Annotated in this window: 14 protein-coding genes and 1 tRNA gene; 8 read left to right on the top strand and 7 right to left on the bottom strand. The window is 64.8% G+C overall.

Annotation, left to right across the window (positions count from 1 at the left end; translation table 11 throughout):
- Positions 1 to 28 precede the first annotated feature (28 nt).
- Both H6955_12525 and H6955_12520 read left to right on the top strand, forming a co-directional pair.
- A complete protein-coding gene (locus H6955_12525; protein ID MCP5314382.1) occupies positions 29 to 184 on the top strand; it encodes a hypothetical protein in 156 nt (51 codons plus the stop codon).
- 301 nt (positions 185 to 485) lie between these two features.
- Complete coding sequence (locus H6955_12520) at positions 486 to 686, top strand: hypothetical protein (GenBank protein ID MCP5314381.1); 201 nt, start codon at positions 486 to 488, stop codon at positions 684 to 686.
- An 89-nt stretch (positions 687 to 775) separates the two neighbouring features.
- Here the strand turns inward: H6955_12520 and H6955_12515 are convergent, their stop codons facing one another.
- Entirely contained in the window at positions 776 to 3685 is a 2910-nt protein-coding gene (locus tag H6955_12515; protein MCP5314380.1) for a hypothetical protein, read from the bottom strand.
- 449 nt (positions 3686 to 4134) lie between these two features.
- On the opposite strand from H6955_12515, the gene H6955_12510 reads away from it, so the two are divergent.
- Together H6955_12510 and H6955_12505 are read left to right on the top strand one after the other, a co-directional pair.
- Positions 4135 to 5265 carry an MFS transporter gene (locus H6955_12510; protein MCP5314379.1) on the top strand — a complete coding sequence of 377 codons (1131 nt, stop codon included), beginning with the start codon at positions 4135 to 4137 and terminating at the stop codon, positions 5263 to 5265.
- 180 nt (positions 5266 to 5445) lie between these two features.
- Positions 5446 to 5640, top strand: a complete 195-nt coding sequence (locus H6955_12505) for a hypothetical protein (protein ID MCP5314378.1) — start codon at positions 5446 to 5448, stop codon at positions 5638 to 5640.
- Here the strand turns inward: H6955_12505 and H6955_12500 are convergent.
- Positions 5622 to 6218, bottom strand: coding sequence for a TMEM165/GDT1 family protein (locus H6955_12500; GenBank protein MCP5314377.1), 597 nt, complete (start codon positions 6216 to 6218; stop codon positions 5622 to 5624). The two genes, H6955_12505 and H6955_12500, sit on opposite strands and share 19 nt — an antisense overlap.
- A gap of 319 nt (positions 6219 to 6537) precedes the next feature.
- Here H6955_12500 and H6955_12495 point away from each other — a divergent pair, with 319 nt between their 5' ends.
- Both H6955_12495 and H6955_12490 read left to right on the top strand, forming a co-directional pair.
- A complete protein-coding gene (locus tag H6955_12495; protein ID MCP5314376.1) occupies positions 6538 to 7641 on the top strand; it encodes a DUF3592 domain-containing protein in 1104 nt (367 codons plus the stop codon).
- A 211-nt stretch (positions 7642 to 7852) separates the two neighbouring features.
- Positions 7853 to 8845, top strand: coding sequence for a nitrilase (locus H6955_12490; GenBank protein MCP5314375.1), 993 nt, complete (start codon positions 7853 to 7855; stop codon positions 8843 to 8845).
- Positions 8846 to 9009: 164 nt separating this feature from the next.
- On the opposite strand, the gene H6955_12485 is transcribed toward H6955_12490, so the two are convergent.
- Together H6955_12485 and H6955_12480 are read right to left on the bottom strand one after the other, a co-directional pair.
- Positions 9010 to 12309, bottom strand: coding sequence for a VCBS repeat-containing protein (locus H6955_12485; protein ID MCP5314374.1), 3300 nt, complete (start codon positions 12307 to 12309; stop codon positions 9010 to 9012).
- Complete coding sequence (locus H6955_12480; GenBank protein ID MCP5314373.1) at positions 12309 to 14108, bottom strand: CRTAC1 family protein; 1800 nt, start codon at positions 14106 to 14108, stop codon at positions 12309 to 12311. Before H6955_12480 ends, H6955_12485 begins: the two co-directional genes overlap by 1 nt.
- 182 nt (positions 14109 to 14290) lie before the next feature.
- Here H6955_12480 and H6955_12475 point away from each other — a divergent pair, with 182 nt between their 5' ends.
- Complete coding sequence (locus H6955_12475; protein ID MCP5314372.1) at positions 14291 to 16993, top strand: hypothetical protein; 2703 nt, start codon at positions 14291 to 14293, stop codon at positions 16991 to 16993.
- Positions 16994 to 17105: 112 nt separating this feature from the next.
- Here the strand turns inward: H6955_12475 and H6955_12470 are convergent, their stop codons facing one another.
- Positions 17106 to 18614, bottom strand: coding sequence for a hypothetical protein (locus tag H6955_12470; GenBank protein MCP5314371.1), 1509 nt, complete (start codon positions 18612 to 18614; stop codon positions 17106 to 17108).
- Between the two features lie 440 nt (positions 18615 to 19054).
- Here H6955_12470 and H6955_12465 point away from each other — a divergent pair, with 440 nt between their 5' ends.
- Positions 19055 to 20536 (top strand): tetratricopeptide repeat protein, encoded by a 1482-nt coding sequence (locus tag H6955_12465; protein ID MCP5314370.1) that lies wholly within the window; start codon positions 19055 to 19057, stop codon positions 20534 to 20536.
- Positions 20537 to 20548: 12 nt separating this feature from the next.
- Here the strand turns inward: H6955_12465 and H6955_12460 are convergent, their stop codons facing one another.
- Together H6955_12460 and H6955_12455 are read right to left on the bottom strand one after the other, a co-directional pair.
- A complete protein-coding gene (locus H6955_12460) occupies positions 20549 to 22192 on the bottom strand; it encodes a CRTAC1 family protein (protein MCP5314369.1) in 1644 nt (547 codons plus the stop codon).
- A 640-nt stretch (positions 22193 to 22832) separates the two neighbouring features.
- Positions 22833 to 22909 (bottom strand) — tRNA-Met (locus H6955_12455).
- Positions 22910 to 22972: the final 63 nt, after the last annotated feature.

Genomic DNA, 22972 nt, shown 5'->3' with positions numbered 1-22972 from the left:
TCAGAGCGGGCTGGTGATCAAGACCGACATGAGGTTGCCCCGAGGGGAACAGGTCGAGCTGGCCTTCTTCCGCCTGCATACGCCCCAGTTGGTGAAGGTCGTGCGGCGCTCTGCCTATGTCGTGCGGGCCGCGGATACGGGCATCGCGATGTTGTTCTTCCTCCGGCGGACACCCCGCCCCTGACCCCCCGGCCGAACCGCGGTTCACTGGCGTCGTTGGCGCATTGCACGGGATGGACCGGGGCGTCACATTCACGCAATACCGTTCCGCAACAATGATCTTCTGGTGACGCTGTACACCATGGTCACGATCATCGGGTGACGCGGTGGGTCCGGTGTCAGTGGCCTGCGGTGTTGACAGGCAATTTTACAGTTGCACCGACTCGGTAGAGCCTTGTCGCGCCAAAACAGACAGTTAGGTTGCCGGGCATGAATGTTGCTCCGGTAGTAGCCGAACACCAATGCGTGCCGGGCCGGAGGAAACCATGTCCTATTCGATCAGCGAAACCCTGTACCCGGGCAAACGAACGCCGCCCTCGAGTGCGCAAAAAGAGCCGCAGCAGACGCCGCCTTCGACCGGCGCAGTGCCCGAATCCGAGTGGCTCGGATGGGACGGCTGGGTGAGCACTGGCTGCTGGGACAGCGCTGTGCGAACCGGCCCCCGCCAGTTCAACACCGAACATTGATCAGGCGACCATTGCATCGAACAACGGGGCACTGAACGCCGCGGTGCCGACCCGATTGAACAAGGGTCGCAATGGTTCGCAACTCACAGTCACGCACGGGAGCGCCGGGCACGGCGCCGAAACGCCATCCACCATCCCAGACCCGGTGCCAACAGCAACCAGGTCGCCGGTGCCGGTACCGCCCTGGCAATCTGCACGCGATAGATGTCGACGAGCCCATTGCCCAGATCGTCCTGCACGACGCCAGCCATGATCTGGTAGAGGGGGCTCAGTCCATCGACGAGCAGGCTGGTGAAGTCACCAGTGATTGTGCCCAGTGAATCGGCCACGATCAGATCGAACACATAGTCGGGATCGACGCCGGTGAACCCGGCGAAATCGAGCACCAGGCCGCCGCCGAGGACTGCACTGCCGACGTCCAGCGCACCGTAACCGTCGCCACGGGTCGCCGCCTCAATCGCGATGCGCAGCGTATCGCCCTCGCCGATCGTGAACAGGCCAGCGACGGTGACCTGACTGCGCTGCAACGCGAGCGTTGCGTCGGCGGTGACTTCCGCGCCGAACGAGGTGATGCTGCTCATGATCAGGTCGTTGGCGAAGGTCGCGCTACTGTCGACCAGACGGACACTGCCTGACTCGAGCAAGACGGTACCGGTAACGTCCAGGCTGGACTGCCGCAATTCGACCTCGCCGGTGCCGAACAAGGTGCCGAGGTTGGAACTGGCGCCGACCCGCAGCAGGCCGCCAACCGTCGCCGTCACCTGGTCGAGCAGCAGTTCGCCATGCCCGCCGGTAAATTGCGCACCGATCAGCGCATTGCCACCGACTGACAGCGTGCCGCTGCGCATCTGCAGGCGACCGAGCATCGGTGGATCGTCGGCGATCAGCCCGCGGAAGGCCCCGACCCGGAGGTCGTCACCGACTGCGATATCGGTGTTGACCGCTGTGAGTTCACCGCTTGCGTCCGTGCCGCCGCCCACCTCGACGATACCGCTGGTCGTCAGGTGCGTATCCGTGAGCCGGACCCGCCCACGCGCACTCGCATTGGTCCCGCCTGAGGCGATACCGACCGCCAGCGACGCGATATCGAGCCCACCACGCAGCACATCGAGGGTGCCGTCGGCGTGCGTATCGCCCTCGGCGAACGCCTGTCTGGCGACGCCCACCGACAGGGCCCCGCCGTTGACGTCCACGTCGGTGAGCTGTGCGCTGCCGACGCCTTGGGCCGGGCGGTCCTCGACGCCACCAGACGTGCCGAAGCTGAAGGCATAGCCCAGGTACATCTGGCCCGGCACACCGGTTGCAGAGTCGGTGATCGAAAGCACGCCATTGTCCATCTCGAAATGCCCGGTCGCGTGGGCCACCGAATCGGCGACAAGAGTAGCGGCCTGATTCATGGTCGCAGCACCGATCTCCAGTGCCCGGGTGGTCAGCGAACCATTGTGCAATACGAGCTCACCGTTCCCGGTTCCATGACCCCCACCGGTCACAAGCCCTTCGCTGACACCCACGCCGACACGGCCCATGCCGGCGATGTCGCCGCCGTTCACCACCGCTTTGCCGTCGGCACTGCCACCGCCACCCAGCAACTGGTTGTTGTTCGGTATGCCCAGCGCGGCACCGATGTACAGACTGCTGTCTCCGTCGCTGTTGCCCTGGATGCCGCCCGCCCCGACCGAGAGCATGCCGGTTGCGCTGCGCGGCGCATCCTGTACCGTCCCCAGCGTGACACCGATGCGGTAGTTGTCGAAACCTTCGAGGCCGAAGGCGGATGCCGTTCCGCTGGCCTCACCCTGGCCGATGTTGTTCACCAGGCCAATGTCCTGCGCAACGCCGAGCGAGAAACTGCCGCTGCCGTCACCGACCTTGCGCACGGTGGCGCCGGTGCCGAAATCGGCCGCCCCGGTCGCGCTGCCACCGTTGTTCGCGACGACTTCGCCGATGCTGACATCGCCGGTGACGGCGACGTCCCCGCTGCCCGACACGAAGCGACCGGTGGCAGTACCACCGCCGTTGGTCACCTCCGTGTGGGTGCCGAGGTACCCGGCGGAACCGACGACCAGGTCGCCGAGCGCCTTGCCGGCCATATCCATGGCCGCGACCTGGACCTCGCCGTCCGCTACGCCACCGCTGGCGGAACCGACAAACAGCGAGGGCGGAAAACTGCCGGCGTTCAGCGGGTCGCCAAGCACGAAGGCGCCGTTGCTGATCACCAGTTGACCGTCGGCGCTACCGTCACCCCCCGACGAACGGCCGACGACGGTGTCGCGTCCCCTGGGATCCAGGTTGCCGCTGTTCACCGTCAGACGGCCAGTCGCGGTACTGGCGGCATTGCCGGCGACATTGCTGCCGATCGTATAGCCACCGATCACATCGTTGTCAGCAACGACGGTACCGGATGCAGTCATCGTCGGACCGATGACGCCATCCGTGGGATTCGCCGCAACCGCGCCGATCGAACCGAAGGCACCGGTGATGCCACCGCCGTTCACCTGGACGGCGCCGGTGGCGCTCGCATCGGCATTGGGTGCGGCCACAACGCCGACATCGAGCGAGGTACCCGTGACATTCAGCTCGGCGTTGTCTATCGCGATCGTACCGGTGGCACCGGTGACGTCACCGCTGGCACGCCCGACGGCGACACCGAACGCGGCCCTGACGTCGATCCGGTCGCTGTTCAGTGTGCCGTCGATCGCGCCGCTGCTGCCGTTGGCACCGACGCCGAGCGTGCGTGTGTCCGCGACGCTGCCGGACGGAGCGGTATCGACATCGGCCAGCGCACTGCCGCCGTTGTTGATCAGCGCGTCGTCGCCGGCGGTACCACCACCAAACCCGACCGGCACCTGGGCCGGATTCCAGTTGGTCGGCTCGAACCAGTCTCCGGTACCGGCATCCCATTCGATGGTGATTGCGTGACCGACCGTCGACGCCAGCGACAGGCCGATGGCCAAGGCACACGACAGCATGGTCCGCGTCGGCATTTCGCGAGACTCGCGCATGACCCCCTCTCCCGGCGCCGCAGCACCTTTTTGGATTGTTCTTGTTTGCGCCGGAGGCGCGCGCATCCATGCCGTCCGCGTAGTTAAGCAATCTGCGAACCAGGTTGGATTTTTCTGTTTCGCTCAGAAGTTTGCCGGCGCCATCGATGCCCGCGATGGGCGAAATGTAAAAAAAATGGACGGTGCGCCGGCCGGCGATGCGATCCCGCACCGGACCGGGCCGCACCTGGCCACAAAGGCACAGAAAGGCCGGTCGACTGCCGATCGACCGGGGATTCCACGCGCGCGCTGACTACAATGATCCGAGACCTTTTGCTTGGCTGGCAGGCGGCATTCGCGCGAGCCTGCTGCCACCCGTGAGGACCGACTTCGTTGACTCCCTTTCCCGCCACGTCATCGCCGTGAAGAACGACGTCCGCGCCAAGCGACTCGCGATCGTCGTGATCGTGATGGCCGAAATGTTCGGCACCTCGCTTTGGTTCAGCGTCAACGCCGTCACCGATTCACTGATGCACTCGTGGCAGATCACCCTGGTCGATCTCGGTCACCTGACGAGTGCCGTGCAGCTGGGCTTCATCTGCGGCACCTTCCTGTTCGCGATCTCGGGGCTTGCCGATCGTTATTCCGCGAGCCGCATATTTTTTGTATGCGCTGTGCTCGGTGCGATAGCGAACGCGGGATTCGCCAATACCGAAGGCATCCTCGTGCACGCCATGGCATTGCGTTTTGCGACTGGCCTGGCCCTGGCCGGCATCTATCCGATCGGCATGAAACTCGTGATGAGCTGGGCGCCCGAGAAGGCTGGCGAGATGCTCGGCTGGCTGGTCGGGATGCTCGTGCTGGGTACCGGGCTACCCCAATTCATCCGGGGGCTCGGCATCACGCCCGACTGGCAGATGGTCTTCTATTCGGCGTCGGCTCTCGCCGTCGTCGCCGGCGTCGCGGTCGTCTTGCTTGGTGACGGACCCCATCACGGACAACACCGCCAGTTGCGTTGGGGTGCCGTGTTCGATGCGCTTCGTGAACCCCGGTTTCGGAGCGCCGCGCTCGGCTACTTCGGGCACATGTGGGAACTGTACGCGTTCTGGGCCATCGTGCCGTTTTTCGTCGCCGATGTCGGGCGGGGAATCGATGCCGACATCACCTACCTCGCCGCTGGTTTCGTATTCCTTGCCGGCGGTGCCGGTTGTGTCCTCGGCGGCATCGTCAGTCGTCGTCACGGCAGTGCCAGGGTCGCGATCGTCGCGCTGGCGGGCTCAGCGGGGATGTGCCTGATCTATCCATGGCTGCACGATCAGGCCTACGGCCTGGTCATCGGCGGGCTGTTCGTCTGGGGCTTTTTCGTGGTCGCCGACTCGCCACAGTTCTCGGCACTGGCCGCCGCTGCCTGTTCCAAGGCGAGCGTGGGCGGCGCATTGGCGTTCATGAACAGCATCGGTTTCGCGATCAGTGTGGTATCGATAGAACTCGTCACGCGCAGCTGGGCCCTACATGACGCATCTGTCGCGTGGATATTGCTTCCAGGCCCCCTGTTTGGCCTCTGGGCGATGCGACGACTCTGGGCAAACGGGTACGTGTAGACGCGGTTGCATTCAGCCGAGCTGCCGAATGGATACGCAGCCGATCGCAATGGATCCGGGGACGGTGCGGCCTGAAATCGGGACTGATCGGCTCGCATCGCAATACCGGGGAATGCGAGTGGCGACAATCGTTCCCGGGATTGCGGCGGGCCTTCTTGCGTTGCCCACGATGCCCGGCGCGTGACGCTCTACGTCCAGCGCGAAGTGCAGGAAGCCGCTGCTGCCGAAGCCGGTTTTCGGTATGCGTTCGAAGACGGCATCGGTGTCTCCTACTGGATCGATGGCCGGTCCGGTTATGCGCTCAGCGGTGAACTGGACAAGAAGACCCTGCTCGGCCTGGCCACCCTGGCCTACCATCAGTTGTCCGAAAGCTGACCCGTAAGGCCCAACAATACCTGCCCGATCGCCAGCACCCCAAACGCGAGAAACAGCAACGCGGCCGCGCGGTGTACCCAGATCCTGGATATCCGACGCAACAGTGTCCTCCCGATCAGGATCCCGAGCAGTGACACCGACCACAGTGCCAGGGTGCCGCCAACGAAGACCGACCACAGTTCGCCGGACTGCGCCGCCAACGCCACCATCGCCAGCTGCGTCTTGTCGCCGAGTTCGGCGACGAAGATCAACACGAAGCTGGTAAGCCAGGCAGCGCGTTGGTCGGTCTTATCCAGCGTGCCGTCCTCGTCATCGCCATTGACCCAGGACCGGTATGCGAACAGTAGAAACAGCAGGCCCGCCGCAATCAACACTACCTCGCGCGGCACGTAGCGCGACAGCCCCTCACCCACCAATACGGCCAGCAGGTTTAGCAGCAGAAAAGCGAGGAAGGTGCCGGCGACGACCGGTGCAACGCGGTAACGGTGGGCGAGCGTCATCGCCATCAACTGCGTCTTGTCGCCCATTTCGGCGAGGAACAACAACGAAAAAGAGGAAAGGACGACGCTCAGATCCACTGGGGCACCGACTCTGGACGAAATGGGCAAAAGGATGCCAGGAAATCCCGGCGCATCCACGGGCACCGCATAGTGGCGCATCGTAGAAGAGTTTTGCTCCCGCGGGACGTCCGGGGAGCGTGGCCGAATAGTCGGCAGGCATTGAGGCCTGGCTGCATCTTCGCCTGGCCCCGAGCCATCCAGTCACCGAGGTTCGACGCGCGAACGCGCGCCTTGCGTGACACGTCGGCCAAGGCGGATCATGCGGAGCTAGTCCTCCGGGTCCGCATCATGCCCGGCGACATCTTGCGCCTGAGATCGCGAAAGCCGGGAGATCGCCATGCAGAAACATCGAGTGCGACGGACACGATGGATCAATGGGTGCACGGTATTGTTGTGCCTGTCGATGCTGGCGCCAGCCGTGCTGTCCGCCCGTTCCGGTGACGATGCGGACTGGATCGTTTCGGGGCGGGCACCGTCCAGTGAAAAACTCGACCTGACATTCGAGGTCACCCCGCAGCCGCTGGTCTACGGTCGTGTGCACGACGCGATCATCACGGTGGCGAACGGTACCGCCACGGATCAGCAGGTGGCGATCAAGGCATTATTGGGCGAGGTGGCGCATTTCGTCGCTGGGGACCAGGGCGTAGGCTTCGCGCAACCGGAAAAGCCGGAACAGCAAAGGACCATCGTCTGGCCGACGCGCTTACTGCCGTCGGGTGCAATCGGACGCGTGTCGTTCCGCTTTCTCGTCAGTTGGGATGTCTCCGGCGATGTCTACCTCGAAGTGGATGCCACCGCACTTGGGGTGGACGGCCCCATCGAGGTGGCCCACCTGCGGGAAACACCGCGGTATCCGGACGGCAGCGGCGTCGGTTTCTTCCATCAGTACGGCGCCGTGATGTTCTTCTTCCTGCTGTTCGTGGTCTTGCAGCTGGGCCTTTACCGCTATATGCGCAACCGCGGCAATGTCGGGGTCCTGAAAGGCCTGTCCCTTTTTGGCGGTGTGTTGCTGCTTTTCTTCGCCGTCTCACAGATCTGGAACGCACTGGAACCCTGGGTCAGCTGGCAAGCGACAACCTGCGAGGTGCTCGACGTCCGCTACGCCGTCGATACGACGACCTCCAGCAGCAATGTGAGTGGTGGCAGAACGAGCAACGCCCGCAGTACGGCGCGTTTTTTTACGCCGCTGTTGACGCTCCGCTACGATGGGCCGGACAAGTCCATCGTCTCGACAGGCTTTCGCCATGCGTCGTCGGCCGCCGGGGACATGGGGCTGCTCGAAGACTACCGGGCAGGGACAACGACGGAGTGCTACTTCGACCCGGAAGACCCGGGCTGGGTGGTCGTCGTGCGCGACTTCGGTATCTCTACGATCGTCTTTTCGCTGCTTTACCTGCTGGCGGCGGGGGCGCTGGTCCGGTTCGGTCTGCGGCGACGGTGACACCCCGGATGCCACGGCCGATCGGTCCCGTTCTTCGGTGTTTCCGACAAAGCCGCCTTTCCATCGACCACTCGCGGGCGAGTTGTCAGCCTCCCAAATCTTGGTGCGCACGACGATGCCGTGCACAGTCACACGACACCCCGCAAAAACAACCCGGTTTTCCGTCACAATCCTCGACTGACCGATCGACGAGCACCCAAAGGACGCCCACATGCCCGACCTGTACTATGCCGCCGCCTGTCAGACCGACTTCCCCTGCCCCACGACGCGCGAAGAGATCGGCGAGCGCACGCGCAGGATGTGTGAGCTGGCGGTGCAGACCATCGTTGGCTATGAACCTTTTTTCGACGTACGGCTGCTCGTGTTTCCGGAGTTCGCGCATGCGGCACCCGTCTACGACAACGTAGCGCAACTGCACGACAGGCTCGCAGTGCCAATACCCAATGAACATACCGAGGAATACCGCAAGCTCTGCCAAAGATTCGGCTGCTACATCCAGAGCGGTACCTTTCTCGAGACCGACACGAAGTATCCGGGCCTGGTCTTCAACACCACCGCGTTGATCGGGCCCGAAGGCGTGTTGGCCAAGTACCGCAAGGTCAACACCTGGATCCCCTGGGAGATCCATACCAGCCCGCACGACATCGCGGGCTATCGTGAAGAACCGTTCCCGGTCGTCGACACGGAACTGGGCAGGCTTGGCGTGGCGATCTGCTACGACTGGTTGTTTCCCGAGACCATCCGCCAGATCGCGTTCAACGGCGCCGAGGTGATCATTCGTGTCTCCGCCTATATGGACCCCTGGGGATCGACAGAACCGATGGACTGGTGGACGCTGATCAATCGAACACGGGCGCTCGAGAACACCACCTACGTGGTCGCCGCGAATCAGGGCGCCAGGCTCGAAAACTACCCGCCGTTCAGCTGGCCGGGCAGCAGCATGATCACCGACTACGACGGCCGCATCCTGGCGCAGGCCGATGCGGGTCCCGGGGAGAAAGTGGTGGTCGCGCCGATCGACATCGCACGACTGCGCGCGGAACGCGACCGACGCATCGGCCACGACATGCAGTCACATCTGCGCAGCAGCATCCACCCTTACCTGGGCGGCGAATACCTGTCCCCGGCCGGCAGCGACCAACCGCTGAGCAGATCCACGATCGAGGCCCGCATCCACGCCGCGCGTAGACGCAGCCGGCGCTAACCGGCCTCTGACCCGACGCCCGCGGATCAGGGATCGACGCGACCCGACCGGGTCGACCAATGCGCGTGATTGGCTTCCGTCGCTCTCCGCCGATGATCAGGTCCGACAGGCCGCTGAACACCCCGCGCCACCCTGGGCAGTCCGGCGCAATACCGCGCCGCGACTCAATAGCCGGCCCGGTAACGCGTATTGAAGCGCGCGTGCAACGCGGCGCGCTGCGGACCGGGCCGACCGGCGGTCGGCAGGGGCGCGACCGTCTCGCCGTCACGGGTGAACAGGTCCATGTCTTTGGCCCAGCCACGTGCCTCCAGCACCAGTGCTCGCGTCCAACCGGCCGGGGCCGGCGGCGGCGCGGCAAACTCGGCCTGCACCTCTTCGCCGGGACCTATGATCGCGACCGCTTCGTCCGTATCGCTCAGCAACTCCAGCGCCGCTCCGAATCGCGTGTAGTAACCCGCCTGATGTCGCGTGTCCCAGAAAGGACTGCGTCGCCGATAGTCGTAGTCTGGCAACCGTTGTTCCCCGGTCGTGCGCAGCGCGAACCCACTGTAGGCGACACGGGCCGTGACCGGTGACAGGCGCCGGGTACGCACCGCGGGCAACGGCTCTGCAAAGGCCACGCTGATCCGGTCCCAATAGACCTCCATATTGGTGCGCAGCCGTAGTGCCCGCGTCCCGCTCGGCAATCCGTCGAGGGGCACCGACATGCGCCGCGGCATGCCGGCCGGATAACCGAACTGGTCGAGCACGCGATGCCAGGCACCGGCACCGTCCTGCGCCTCCAGCGTCGGCGCCTCGAATCCGGCTTTGGCCTGCCAGGCCGCGAACATCGTCTGTGAATAGGGATACTCGACCCAACCGTCGATCAACAGCAGCGGCCTGCCGGGATAGGCATCCAGGGGTTCATCGAAGCGCAGCGTCAGCACGTGCTCCTGGCCCAGGCGGCCGATAAAACGCCGATCCAACGGGCCGACCTCGGCAGCACTGCCGTCGGCACGCGCGATGCGGTCGAGCATGTCGCCGGCCTGGTTGCGGGCCTCGACCGGCACGACCTCACGGCGATAGAAAAACGGACTGCCGGTGGGCTGCGGATCGGCGATGCCCATGCGTTCGTCCAATACCAGGTGCCAGCCGGGCGGCAGGTCATAGACGGCGATGGCCAGTGAATCGAGATAGGCCGCCTCCTCCATCGGTTCGCCGATCTTCAGGGAGTAATGGCCGTCGCGCTGTTGCAGCAGGCCCGCCGGCAACAGGAAGTTCTCCCAGGGTCGCGGTTCCGCATACTCGCCCGGACCGATCGCATACCCGATGCCCCCCACGCCCAACAGATCGCTGACGAAGTCGTATTGCTCACCGTTCCACGCGAACAGCACCGGGCAGCTGGAAAGCTGGCGTTGCGTCTCCTTTACGTCGTGGATCTTGCCCTCGCCCAACGCGAGTTCACTCTGGAATACGCCGTCGGACCAGTCGATCGCCACGAAGTCGGCCTGCCCCGCGCCGCCGAGGCCGACGGCCAGTGGCTGCAGCCCCTGGCCCGGTCCCGATTGGTTGCGCAGGGTGGTCAACAGCGTCCAATGTGCGCCGCGCCGGACCGCGACACGGGTGCCGATCCCGGAACTGTTGGACCGCATGGATTCCGCTTGTTCGTCACGGCCGCTGAAGGTCAATGCCAGGAATTTGTGACGTCCCGTGCCCGGTGACCAGCGGCGAAGCCGATCGCCTTCGATCGCGAGTACGCCCATGCCCTGTGCCGGTTGTCCGAGCACCAGGGTCGTCCCACGCAGGGGCATCTCGGCTCGATGCACGAATGCCGGTTCCAGCGTACCGTCGACATTCACCCGCAGGGCCCACCATCCGAGTGCGTTCGCCAGCAACAGATCCTGCACACCGTCTCCATCAAGATCACTGGCGGCCAGCTGGGCCCAGCCCGTCACGGGCTCTCCCTGCCATAACACCCGAGGGTTCAGGGCACCCGTGTCATCGACGGACCAGCCGAGAACACGACCACTGTCATCGACGGTCACCACGTCGATGACACCGTCGTTGTCGAGGTCGAGTGCCAGACCGGCGAGCGCCGGGCTGTTGCGGAATGCCGCCTGTCCCCCGGTGTCGCGGTAGTGCCAGAGTCGATCGTTCAGATAGATCTCGTGCGGTGCGTCGGCATTGAGCACGATGATATCCAGATCGCGGTCGCCATCGAGATCCAGGGGCAGCACCTGCCTGCCCGCGGCGCCGGCGCCGGTGAGCCCCTGCTCGCCGGCCAGGGCGCGGAAGCTGCCGTCCAGATTGTTGTTGAGGAGTTCGTTGTCACCGTCGACGTTGACGAGGAACAGGTCCAGGTCGCCGTCGTGGTCGGCGTCGAAAAAGGCACCGTCGACGGTATCGCGGTCGCCACCGGCGGCTGCGGCGCTGTCGGTCGCATCCATCCACTGGCCCGGGGATACCTGGCGCCAGAGTTGATTCGGCCCCTGGCGGCAGAGGTACAGGTCGACCAGGCCGTCGTTGTCGAAGTCGCCCCAGAGCGCGGCGTTCACCCGATCCGCGTCAACGAAGGCCAGGTCGCCGTCTACGTTGAAGCTGCCGTCGGGCTGGCGTCTCAACAGCGTGACCCCGGGCAGCGAACGATGGGTGATCAGGATGGCCTCACCATCGAGGTCGACCGGCGTGATGCCGAACGGCCTCGCGGACGTCGTTGCGGTGTCGTCTGATGGCAGGGGTTGGTCGAGCGGCGCGGCGAAGAGCTCTCCGACGGGCAGTGTCATGGCCTGCTCGACGCGTCCGCCGAGTATCTGCGCCTCGGCCCGCGGACCCATGCGGGTGTACTTGAACTCGGCCAGCTGCGAGCGCGGATTGTTGGCGAGCCGCTGATAATCGTCCAACAGCGCGCGTGCCTCCTCATGTCGACCCAGCTGTCTCGAGGCCTGGAATGCACCATAGTAGGCACTGCGCAGATAGGGGTCTTGCTGCATCACACGCTGGTAGCGCTGCAGCGCCTGTGCCTGATCCCCGAGCTGTGCCTCGCACTGCGCCAGATAATAGCCCGCATAGGCATCTTCCGGGTCGGCATCCACGACATGCCGAAAATGCATCCGGGCCTGTTCGAGGTCCCCCAGATACAGCCGCAGCAACCCGGCGACATAGTGCGCGTTCAGATCGTCGGGTTGCTTCGCCAGCAATGCCTCTATCCGTTCGAGCGCACGGCGCTCGTCGCCGGGCTGCTGTCGATTGAGCGTGGCGATGGCCATGTTGATCTGCAGCGTCGACAGCTCGGGACTGGCATCGACCAGGTGTGCGAAAACTTCGCGTGCCTCGGCGTAGCGAAACTGTCCCATCAAACCGACGCCGCGATTGTTTTCCGCCACCACGGTCGCGCCAATGGCGCCGGGGGGCGGTCCCTTCTCGCAGGCCGCGATGCTCAACGCGAGCGACACGATCAGCAAGATCGCGAGGCGATGGATCCGCATCAGTTGGCTTTCTCCTCGCGCTGTCGCACCAGCAGGACCTCGTCCAGCGCAGGATCCACGACTTCCTGGCGCGTGCCGTCGGGCCAGACGATCGCAAGTGATGTGACCTGTTGCGCAGCGCCAAGACCGAACGTGACCGGCAGCTCGACCTGCGAAAGATAACTGCGACTCGGCATCACGCGTCGCCGCAGCTGCCGGTCGCCCAGCGTCAGCATCAACTCCGCGCCGATCGCCTCGCGGTTGGGCGCGCTGCCCTGCAGCGCCACGCGTAGCCAATGGTGTCCGATCGCCTGGTCGTTGCGCAGCAGCCTTGGTGGCCCGTTGTTCTGGGTGATCAGCACATCGAGGTCGCCATCGGCGTCGATGTCCGCATAGGTCGCACCTCGGCCCACGATCGGTCGCGCGAGATCACCCATCGACGCTGCGCTGACGGGGACGAACGGTGTCCTGCAGGCGGTCCCGCAGTTCCAGAACAGCTGCGCGGCCTGCGCATGTGACTGGCTGGCCTGGACTTGATTGATCTCGGGCTCCAGGTGACCGTTGACCTGCAGCAGGTCGAGGCGGCCATCCAGGTCGTAGTCGAAGAAAAACAATCCGAAGGTCAGCGCAGCGCGCGAGGCCGCCCCTATTCCCGAGATGATCGCCTGATCCGACAACGGCAGGCGGCCGCTGCTAGTGACGTACAGCGAACTCATCTCGTTGGCGAAATTGCCGATCGCGATCGCCTGGTCCGGATCGTCGAAGATGTGTGCGCTGTCGACACCCATCGCACCGGTTGCGGCACCGTTACGGTCGAACGCCACACCGGATTCGGTACCAACCTCTTCGAAGCGCCCCTGGCCCCGGTTGCGGAAAAGAAAATTCTGCACCGTGTCGTTGGCGACGAACAGGTCCATGGCACCGTCGCGATCGATATCCAGCGGCAGCACGGCGAGGGCCTTGGCCATGGGTTCCCCGCTCTGCGGGTGGGCGACACGAATCCCGCTGCTCGCCGAGACATCCTCGAAACGCCCATCGCCCAGATTGCGGTACAGATAGGCGTCGCTGCCGGCGAATGCATTGGGCGGCCCGTACGCTCGACCGATGCCGGTGATCTGGAAATTGACCTTGCGGTCTATCTCGAGAGACCAGGTGATGTAGTTGGCGACGAACAGGTCCAGGTCACCGTCCTGATCGACATCGACGAAACTCGCGCCGGTACTCCAGTCGTACGGGTCGCCGGCCACCCCGGCCGCGGCGGTGACGTCTTCGAGCCGACCCTGCTGGTTGCGGTACAGCCGGTTCTCGCCGACCGCGGTGACAAAGACGTCGGTCCAGCCGTCCTGATCGTAGTCGCCGAGCGCCACACCCATGCCGTAGAAGGCATCGGCAGGCGCCGCCTCCGCACTGACGTCCGTGAAGTGGCCGCTGCCGTCGTTGCGATAGAGATGCAGACTCGGGACGACCGGCGCGTCTGCCGGGTGGCCACGCAGACGCCCGGAATCGATCAGCAGCAGATCCTGGTCGCCATCGTTGTCGAGATCGAAGAAGGCCGCGCCGCTACCCATCGTCTCGGGCAACAGGCGATCACCGGCGGCGCCGCTGTGATGCACGAACCCGATCCCCGCCTGGGCCGTGATGTCGGTGAAGCTGACCGCTGGCGGCTGCGGCTCCAGGCTGCTGTCGACGCTGACCGGTGGCACGATCGCCTTTTTCTCGACGGGCGAGTGCGCGAGCCCCACCCAGCCCAACACCGCAACCACGGCGATGAGCAGGCCGATGAGTGTCCAGCCGGCCTTCCCGACGACGGCCTTTGACATTAGGGCGCAGGCTCCGACATCCCGACATTGTACCTTTCCATTCCCGGAGTTGATCGACAGGCCGGGAATGAGCCCCGATACTACGGAGACCGCCGCCAACCACGTCCACGCAGCAGGCTTTGCAGAAGACTCAAGACAGCGTCCGCCCTTCGACGACCAGCGAGCGCCGCCCGTCTCCGGCGATGGGGCCCGGCCTGCACCGGCTGCTTGCGATGGTACTGGTCCTGTTCGGCCTGCTCGCTCTGAACGGTCTCTACCTGGCGACGGTCACCTGGCTGGAATGGTCGGCCGGGCGTCTGTTCCAGGACCTGTTCTACCAGTGGATGTTTCTCGCCCACCTGCTGCTCGGGCTCGTTCTGCTGCTGCCCGCGCTGACATTCGGCACACTCCATCTGCGCAAGGCCTGGAATAATCCAAACCGCCGTGCGGTGCACCTCGGCCTGGGCGTGTATGCCCTGGGGCTTTGCCTGCTCCTGAGCGGTGTGCTGCTGATCCGCTTCGACTTCTTCCACCTGCGCGATCCCCTGGCGCGTGCGTCGCTGTACTGGTTGCACGCGCTCGGCGGCCTGTTCGTCGTCGGGGCATTCATACTGCACCGTAGCGCGGGCCGATCGTTCAAGTGGCGTCGGGGGCTCGGTTGGGGTCTGGCCGCGGGCACTGTCCTGGCGGCGACCCTGACGGTACTAACGCAACGGCAACCGCCAGGGGAGGACCCCGTTGCCGACGCGCAGCGCCCCTTTGCGCCGGCACTGCTGCAGATAGCAGGTGTGCAGCGCATCGCGCCGGACAGTCTGATGATGGATGCCTACTGCAAGGAATGTCATGCCGACGTGCACGCGCAGTGGTCCGAGAGCGCGCATCGTTTCAGCTCGTTCAACAATCCCGCGTATCGGGCCAGCGTCCTGGAGACCATGCAGGTGGTGCGCGAGCGCGACGGCGACCACGGCCAGGCACGCCTGTGCGCAGGCTGCCACGACCTGGTGCCGCTGTTGTCGGGTCGCTTCGACCGCGCCGACTTCGACCCGGATCTGGATCGCACCGCGCAGGCCGGACTGACGTGCACTGTGTGTCACGCAATCACCGCGGTCAACAGCCCACGCGGCAATGCCGACTACACGGTCACACCGCCCCAGCACTACCCCTTCGTCGACACTGACCATGCCGTGCTGCAATGGCTCAACCGTCAACTGATCAAGGCCAAACCGGCGTTTCACAAACAGACCTTCCTAAAACCCGTGCACCGCAGCGCCGCATTCTGCTCAGGCTGCCACAAGGTCCATCTGCCGGAGAGCCTCAACGGCTACAAGTGGCTGCGGGGGCAGAATCATTTCGATTCGTTTGCTCTGTCGGGCGTCTCGGGCCAGGGGGCATCGAGCTTCTACTATCCGCCGCAGGCGGTCGGCCGGTGCGCCCAGTGCCATATGCCGCTGCAGCCCTCGGACGACTTTGCCGCGAACCATTTCGACGACAGCGGCAAACTCACGGTCCACAATCACCTGTTCCCCGGCGCGAACACCGCGTTGCCGCATTGGCGCGGAGCGCCGGAATGGGTCAATCAGGCCCACACAAAGTTCATGCAGCGTGCCTTGCGCGTGGACCTGTTCGGGATCAAGCGCGACGGCGCGATCAGTGGCGAGTTGACGGCGCCGCTGCGACCCGAGCTGCCGATTCTCGAGCCCGGTCGGCGGTACCTGCTCGAGGTCGTCGTACGCACCGTCGGCATGGGCCACCTGTTCACCGAGGGCACGGCGGACTCCAACCAGGTCTGGATCGAGGTGATCGCGCGCCAGGGCCAGCGTGTCATCGGCCATAGCGGCGCGATGGATGGGATCGGGCGCGTCGATCCCTGGGCCTACTTTCTCAATGCCTATGTGCTCGACCACAGGGGCGAGCGCGTGGACCGACGCAACGCCCAGGATATCCTCACGCCCCTGTACAACCACCAGATCCCGCCCGGTGCCGCCGACGTGGTGCACTATGCGTTGGATCTGCCGAGCGACATCAGCGGCCCGGTCGATGTCGAGGTGCGGGTGCACTATCGCAAGTTCGATACACGGTACCTGCAGTTCATCCAGGACGAGAGGTTCGAGCGCAACGACCTGCCCGCGACCCTGCTGGCCAGCGACCATGTCCGCTTTCCCACCGCGCATGGACAGGACGCAGATCCCACCGCCACGCCGAAGATTCCGGCATGGGAACGCTGGAACGACTATGGCATCGGCCTGTTGCGCAAGGGGCGCCTGGGCGAACTGCGCCAGGCCGAAGCGGCCTTTCTGCAGGTCGAGTCGACCGGCCGCGCCGACGGCCCGATCAACTTGGCGCGGGTCTACCTGAAAGAGGGCCGGCTCGAAGAGGCCGCCGACGCCCTGCGCCGCAGCCTGTCCGCCGATCCGCCCGCCCGTCCCTGGCTGGTCACCTTGCTGACCGGCCAGGTGAACGAACAGAACGGCTTCCTCGACGAGGCGATCGGGGCCTACCGACGCGTACTGGAAAACGACTTCCGCGGCACGCGGGAGCGCGGCATGGATTTCAGTAAGGACTACCGCGTCATCAACGCGCTGGGCAGCGCCTTGTTCGAACGCGCCAAGATGGAACGCGGCCCGCAGCGCCAGCAGGCGCGGGATGCACTACTGCGCGAGGCCGCGGGCAGCTTCCGCCGCACCCTGCAGTTCGACCCGGAGAACCTGACTGCGCACTACAACCTCGACCAGATTCTGCAACTGCTCGGCGAACACGAGCAGGCCGCACGACATGCCCGCCTGTACGAGCGCTTCCGTCCCGACGACAACGCGCGGGAACGCGTGGTCGCACTGCACCGCAGCCGCAATCCGGCGGCCGATCACGCCGCCGAAGCGGTTGCGATCTATCGCCTCGCCAGGCCTTGACGCTTCGTTGGGTTGCCCGCCTACGATGGGATGGGCTCGGCTCTGATCATGACCGCGGACCGGCGGGCGATGACACCCAGCCGGCCCCGTGCGCCTGACCCGGTGCGCGCTGTCAGCGACGGACCGGTGCGGCCCGCCGCCGTCGCACCCTGGCGGCGAGAGCAGCGATGCCGATGGGTAGCAACAGCACGGCACTGGGTTCAGCGATCTCGCTGGCGATACCAACAACGGTCAGTACCACGTCGTTACCGTCACCACCCTGGTAGTCGATGCTGAAATCGAACCCGCCCACGGTGAGCGACACGCCCTCGAGGAAGCTCCCGATGACCGCGTTCGGCCCCTGGTTGTCGATGATGGTGAACATGTCGTTGATGCTGGGGATGAAACCGAGCAACAGGTCCAGGCTGCCGGCCAGGCTCACATCACCGGTGACGACCAGCTGGTCGTATCCCGTCCCCGCCGTCAGGCCCATCAGCTCGATCAGCAGCGAGCCGCTGTTGAGTGCGTAGTTGCCCATCACCGTCATGATGCCGGGGGACGAACCCGGCGATGTCGTGCCGCCGTTCTGTACCAGGTCACCCTCGAACGTGATCGCGCTCAGCACACCGCCGGTCATGTCGAACACACCCGTGGTCGCATCGATCGTCTCTGCATTCAGCGTGCCGCCGGCGAGGTGATATTCGCCCAGTCCGCCGCCGGCATAGTCGACATGCAGGGACTTGCCATACAAGGGGTTTACGAAGTCATGCAGTGTCACGGTGCCGCCGGTCTGGTTCACGACACCATAACGACCGGCCGTCTCCGACAACACCAGCCCGGTATCGCTTTCGAGCACGGCACTGTCGGCGATGTTCAGCGTACCGCCGCCACCGGCACCCAGCGCGCCGAGGGTGATGAACTTGTCATCCGCACCGATCTTGGCCAGCCGGCCCGTGCCGGACAGGTTGACCGTGCCCGTGCCGCTATCGCGACCGATCGCAATCCACTCCTCGGATTCGACTGCGCCCGACGTGATGTCGGCCGTGGCGACGCCGCCCGCGTTTCCAAACCAGATCTCGCTGCTAGCCGAGACACTTCCGTTGCCCGTCACGGATACGTGGCCAGTGCTGCCGCCTCCTTCGCCGACGATCAGCATCTCGTTGTCGACCGTGCCCGTGCCACTGAGATTCAGCGTGCCGTCGCCGCCGTTGCCACGACCGATGTACAACCGTCCCTTGTCCTGGGTTCCGCCGCTCAGGTTGTAGACGCCCGTGCCGCCGTCCTGGCCGACGAACATCCAACTGCCCGTCCCCTGGAAGGTGTTTCCGCCCGTCTGACTCAGCGTACCGGAGGTACCGACCCCGACGCCGACGAAGATATCCTGGATATCCCCGATATCCGAGCTGATCACGGCCGTGCCGCCGTTGTTGATCAACGCGTGATTGCCCCCGCCGCCCGACGGTGGACCGGCCGGGTTCCAATGCGCTCCGTTGCTCCAGTTGCCCACGGCCGGTGCCGCCAGTTGCCAGTTGAAATCGACAGCCCCGGCCGGTGTGGCCGCCAACAGGAGGCCCGCCAGAGACGTCGCGGCATGCCAGCGGTACGACCCAAGCAGATTGGACCGATGTTGTTTGGACTTCACTATCCATCTCCTTGTCATTCGGGTGGCGTCCTATCGGCCACGGCGGTGATCGTTTAGGCGAACGGTCGCTCAGCGGTGTAACGACCGAAGCACCAGGTTCACGGTTCTCGACATGCAACTCGCCGGACTCGCCTGCGGCACTGGCAGGGTCTGTCGGTCCGGCACGTCGGGGTTGCCAAGCAAGATGCGCTCCATTTGCCGATTTGCTCCCAATAACAGTAAGTTGAGCGTACCGCCGGGGCCTGTGCATGGCACGTTCGACTGAAACTGTAAAAATACCTAACAGTCGCACTAGGTTAATAGATGGCGATACGCTAATGCACGGTCCTCATCAGCGAGCCAGTGAGCATCACTTTCGCAGCCCATGAATCGGCGTTGCCCCGTGCATCGATGCACTGGCAACCTGTCCACCCGACTGCTTACCCACCCGAGGAATCACGATGCGCACGGTGAAGTCGAGCACGCGCCTTCTCCACGCCCTGACGCTGCTGTCGCTACCCGTAGGGTGGCCCTTCGTCACGACACCACAGGCGTTCGCCGCGACCATCCTGCCGGGCAACGAGGTGGCGGCCCCTGGCGTCGTCACGCCGACGCATCGGCTGGTACTCGAACAGGTCGAGGCCGGCGCAGTCGTCGAGGCGGAGAAGACCTTGCATCAGATCCTTCAAGACGACCCCGGCAACGCACAGGCACGACTGACCCTGGCGACACTCTTGCAGGATCAGGGCCGGGTGAAAGAGGCGATCGACCACCTGCAGTATCTGGTCAATCAATACCCCGAGAACGCCGGGCTACGACACAGGTTCGGCATCGTGCTGCTGCACGCGGGCGGCGTCGCCCAAGGGATCGAGCAGTTGAATCAGGCCATTCAACTCAAACCCGACCTGATCGGCGCCCGCAAGGACCTGGGGTCGACGCTGCTGCAACGGAACATGCTGATGGAGGCATCGGCACTCTATGCCGAGACGGTGCGGATGCAGCCGGAAAACGCCGATGCACACAACGACTATGGCGTGGTGCTGACCCGGCTGGGCCGACTCGCGGACGCGGAACAGAGCTTCCGCCATGCCGTCGAACTGAACAGTGAGCACAGCGATGCGCAGTACAACCTCGGCGTGACCCTGGCTTCACAATGGCGGCTGGACGAGGCTATCGAGCATTTTCAGAAGGCGATCGCCCTTGAGCCGTCCTATGCCGACGCCCACTTCCACCTGGGAAAGGCCTATTTCCGGCAGCGCAGACTGGACGAGGCGATCGCGCAGTTCGACGAGGCCATCCGCCTGAAGCGCAATTACCCGGAGGCGCACTACCACAAGGGACTGGCGCTGCGGAAGCTGGGCACGCAGCGCGCGGCGGTCGCCAGCTTCACCGAGGCACTGCGTCACGACCCGAACCACAGCGCCGCAAAGTATGAACTCGGGGTCATGATGGCGGACGCCGGCCGCTTCGAATTGGCATTGGCGCAACTCTCTGCGGTTGTGCACGCGAAGCCCGACAATGCGGAGGCCCACTATCAGATGGGTCGGATCCACGCGAAGCTGAACCACCCGCACCAGGCGATCGCGTCGTTCCGCGAGGCACTCAGCCTGCGACCTGACTGGCGCGCGCCGCTGAACGACCTGGCGTGGTTGCTGGCGACACACCCGGATCCCGGCGTACGTGATGGTGCGGAGGCCGTGCGGCTGGCGCAGCAGGCCCACGACGCCAATCACGAGGAGATACCGCTGTTTCTCGACACGCTGGCCGCCGGCTACGCAGAGCTGGGCCGATTCGACGAAGCGCAGACCACCCAGCGGCAGGCCATGCAGTGGGCGGAGCAGACCGGGCAGGCCGAACTTGCAAAAGACCTGTCCGGGCGGGTGCCGGTCTACGTGAAGCGACAGGCGTACCGTCAGCGGCTACCCGCCACATCGGATCGGTAACGACCCGGTCGGCTATTCCATCGGTCGGCCGGCGCCTTCGTAAAGCGTGATCACGCGATCGGCGACGCCCCCGTCGAATGCTTCGCGGCGCCCACTGGGCCAGCGCACCTCGATGGCATCGATGCTGTCGTGCCCACCCAGCCCGAAATGGACGCGCGGATCATTGCCGGCGAGATAGCTGTACGACGAGAGCGCGACGCCCGACCGTGGTCGACCGTCGACCGTCAGCCGGATCTCCGCGCCGAGCGCATCGCGCTTGCCCGTCATCGCCCGGATCATCACCCAGTGCGTGCCCGCGCGCGGTGCATCGTTACGAAAGACACGCAGATGATTGTCGACGTTGGCGGTGACCACATCGAGATCGCCGTCACTGTCGATGTCGCCGACCGCGAGCGCGCGCGTGACCTCCAGGTGCCGTGTGAAGGCACCGCCCGAATCACGGATATCGGTGAATCGACCGTCGCCGTCGTTGCGGAACAACAGATTGGCCTCGGCGTATCGGCCCCAGTAGGCGCCGAGATCCGCCTGCGGATGCGTCAGTCCCTTCGCCACGCGGCCGTTCGCGACCGCGAGATCCGCATCCCCATCGTGATCGAGATCCAACAGGGCACAGCCCCAACCCGTATGCGGCAGATCCACGCCCGACATGCCCGCCGCGGCGGATCGATCGAAGTACATGGCATCGGCACCTGCGCCGCCGCTCTGGTAAAGCGTGTTGGTCTCGCTGGTCACGTGGGTCATGAACAGGTCCAGCACGCCATCCTCGTTGAGGTCGGCAACGGTGACACCCATGCTGGCCTCGACGCGACCATGGCTGTTGAACGCGACACCTCGCAACACCGCCTCGTCGAGAAAGGTGCCGTCCTGGTTGTTGACCCAGAGCTGGTTCGGCTCCTCGTCGTTGGCGACATACAGATCCGCCCAACCGTCGCCGGTGAAATCGGCCGCGATCACGCCCCAGCCGCGTGCCGGCAAGTCGATACCGGCCGCCTCGCTCACGTCGCTGAAGGAGCCGTCGCCATTGTTGCGCCACAGGGTGTCGCGCAGACCGGGAAAGGTGTGCGGGCCACAATAATCGGGCTCGATGGCATCACCCACCGGGCATCGCTTCGCCGGATCGAAGGTCGCGAAATGCACCACGAACAGATCGAGATCGCCATCGCGATCATAGTCGACGAAGGTCGCGGCGCTGCTCCATTCATCGCCGCTGATCCCTACGCTGTCGGTTACACGCGTAAAGCGGCCTCCACCGTCGTTGATGTAGAACTGATCGGGCCCGTAGTTGGTGACGAACACGTCGACATCGCCGTCGTTGTCGAAGTCGCCCAGCGCGACGCCGTGCCCGTAGCCGGGATCGTCGAGACCCGCGGCCCCCTCCACCTCCACGAACCTGCCGTTCGCCGTTTGTTCGAACAGGCGATTGGGCGCCGCCTGCGTGAAGGCCCCGGGCATCGGTGCCGGCGGCGGATGCCGGACCTGGTAGAGATCCAGGTCGCCGTCGTTGTCGTAGTCGAACAGCGCCACGCCACCGGCGGTGATCTCAGGGGTCAGGTAGTGTCCGGCCGGCCAGGTTTCACCCTTTTCCGCAAGCCCGATCTCCCCGGTGATCTCGCTGAACCAGGCTCCATGGGCGGGCGATCCGGCAGCATCTGCCACATCCGTCGATCGCGGGAGCCGATGCCCGTCTCCGTCGTCAACACTGTGCTTCGACGCACGCTCGCTGGCGTCCTTCGCGACCTGCCTGTCGGCACCCGCCTCGCCCTGCGGAGAGACAGGTGCGGGCGCAGGCGAATCGCTGCACCCATGAACAAAGATCAGAGCGCACGCGGCGAGTGAGAAGACACCCGTCATATGTCGAACCGAACGGGTCATCGGTTTCCAATTCCGCTTCACAGGACTCCGGAGGGACTCGCCCCCTGCTTGCGACAGCTATGGCCAACAACACGCCCGTGCAGATCCAATGGCCGACTCGCTACCTGAAACCGGAGACGCGGCCCAGGGACAGTGGAGAACACGTTTCCGAGTGATTAACACCGAAAAGATGCGTGCAACGCCATCGACACTAGCATGGGTGTCCAGGTGAAGGCAGCAGCCCTGCCGGTGAAGGTCGCGTGAAGGCATGCAGCGCCGGAGCATCGTATCGGCCGCTTCACGTCGGACCCATCGGCACTCCGGCATCATGGCGCGAGCCGGGGCTGCCAACCACGTCGGTGCGACGCAGCCACGCGCCGACAGCGCAGGCAAAGAAAAACGGCCGGGAAGCATCGTTCCAGGCCGTTGATCTGTATCGCGAATTTGGTAGCGGGGGCAGGATTTGAACCTACGACCTTCGGGTTATGAGCCCGACGAGCTGCCAGACTGCTCCACCCCGCATCTGGTGTTCGAATTTTACATAATCGGCCGTTCGCAAACAACAGCAGAAAGGGCGTTTTTGTT

The organism is Chromatiaceae bacterium (assembly GCA_024235395.1).
Taxonomy (GTDB): Bacteria; Pseudomonadota; Gammaproteobacteria; order Chromatiales; family Chromatiaceae; genus Thiosocius.
Note: the sequence above shows the minus strand (reverse complement) of the source record. Positions and strands in the feature narration are given on the sequence as shown.

Bases quoted from the DNA above. Each gene is read 5' to 3' on its own strand.
- H6955_12525 (MCP5314382.1), top strand. From the start codon at position 29: ATGAGGTTGCCCCGAGGGGAACAGGTCGAGCTGGCCTTCTTCCGCCTG.
- H6955_12520 (MCP5314381.1), top strand. From the start codon at position 486: ATGTCCTATTCGATCAGCGAAACCCTGTACCCGGGCAAACGAACGCCG.
- H6955_12515 (MCP5314380.1), bottom strand. From the start codon at position 3,685: ATGCGCGAGTCTCGCGAAATGCCGACGCGGACCATGCTGTCGTGTGCC.
- H6955_12510 (MCP5314379.1), top strand. From the start codon at position 4,135: ATGGCCGAAATGTTCGGCACCTCGCTTTGGTTCAGCGTCAACGCCGTC.
- H6955_12495 (MCP5314376.1), top strand. From the start codon at position 6,538: ATGCAGAAACATCGAGTGCGACGGACACGATGGATCAATGGGTGCACG.
- H6955_12490 (MCP5314375.1), top strand. From the start codon at position 7,853: ATGCCCGACCTGTACTATGCCGCCGCCTGTCAGACCGACTTCCCCTGC.
- H6955_12485 (MCP5314374.1), bottom strand. From the start codon at position 12,309: ATGCGGATCCATCGCCTCGCGATCTTGCTGATCGTGTCGCTCGCGTTG.
- H6955_12480 (MCP5314373.1), bottom strand. From the start codon at position 14,108: ATGTCAAAGGCCGTCGTCGGGAAGGCCGGCTGGACACTCATCGGCCTG.
- H6955_12475 (MCP5314372.1), top strand. From the start codon at position 14,291: ATGGGGCCCGGCCTGCACCGGCTGCTTGCGATGGTACTGGTCCTGTTC.
- H6955_12465 (MCP5314370.1), top strand. From the start codon at position 19,055: ATGCGCACGGTGAAGTCGAGCACGCGCCTTCTCCACGCCCTGACGCTG.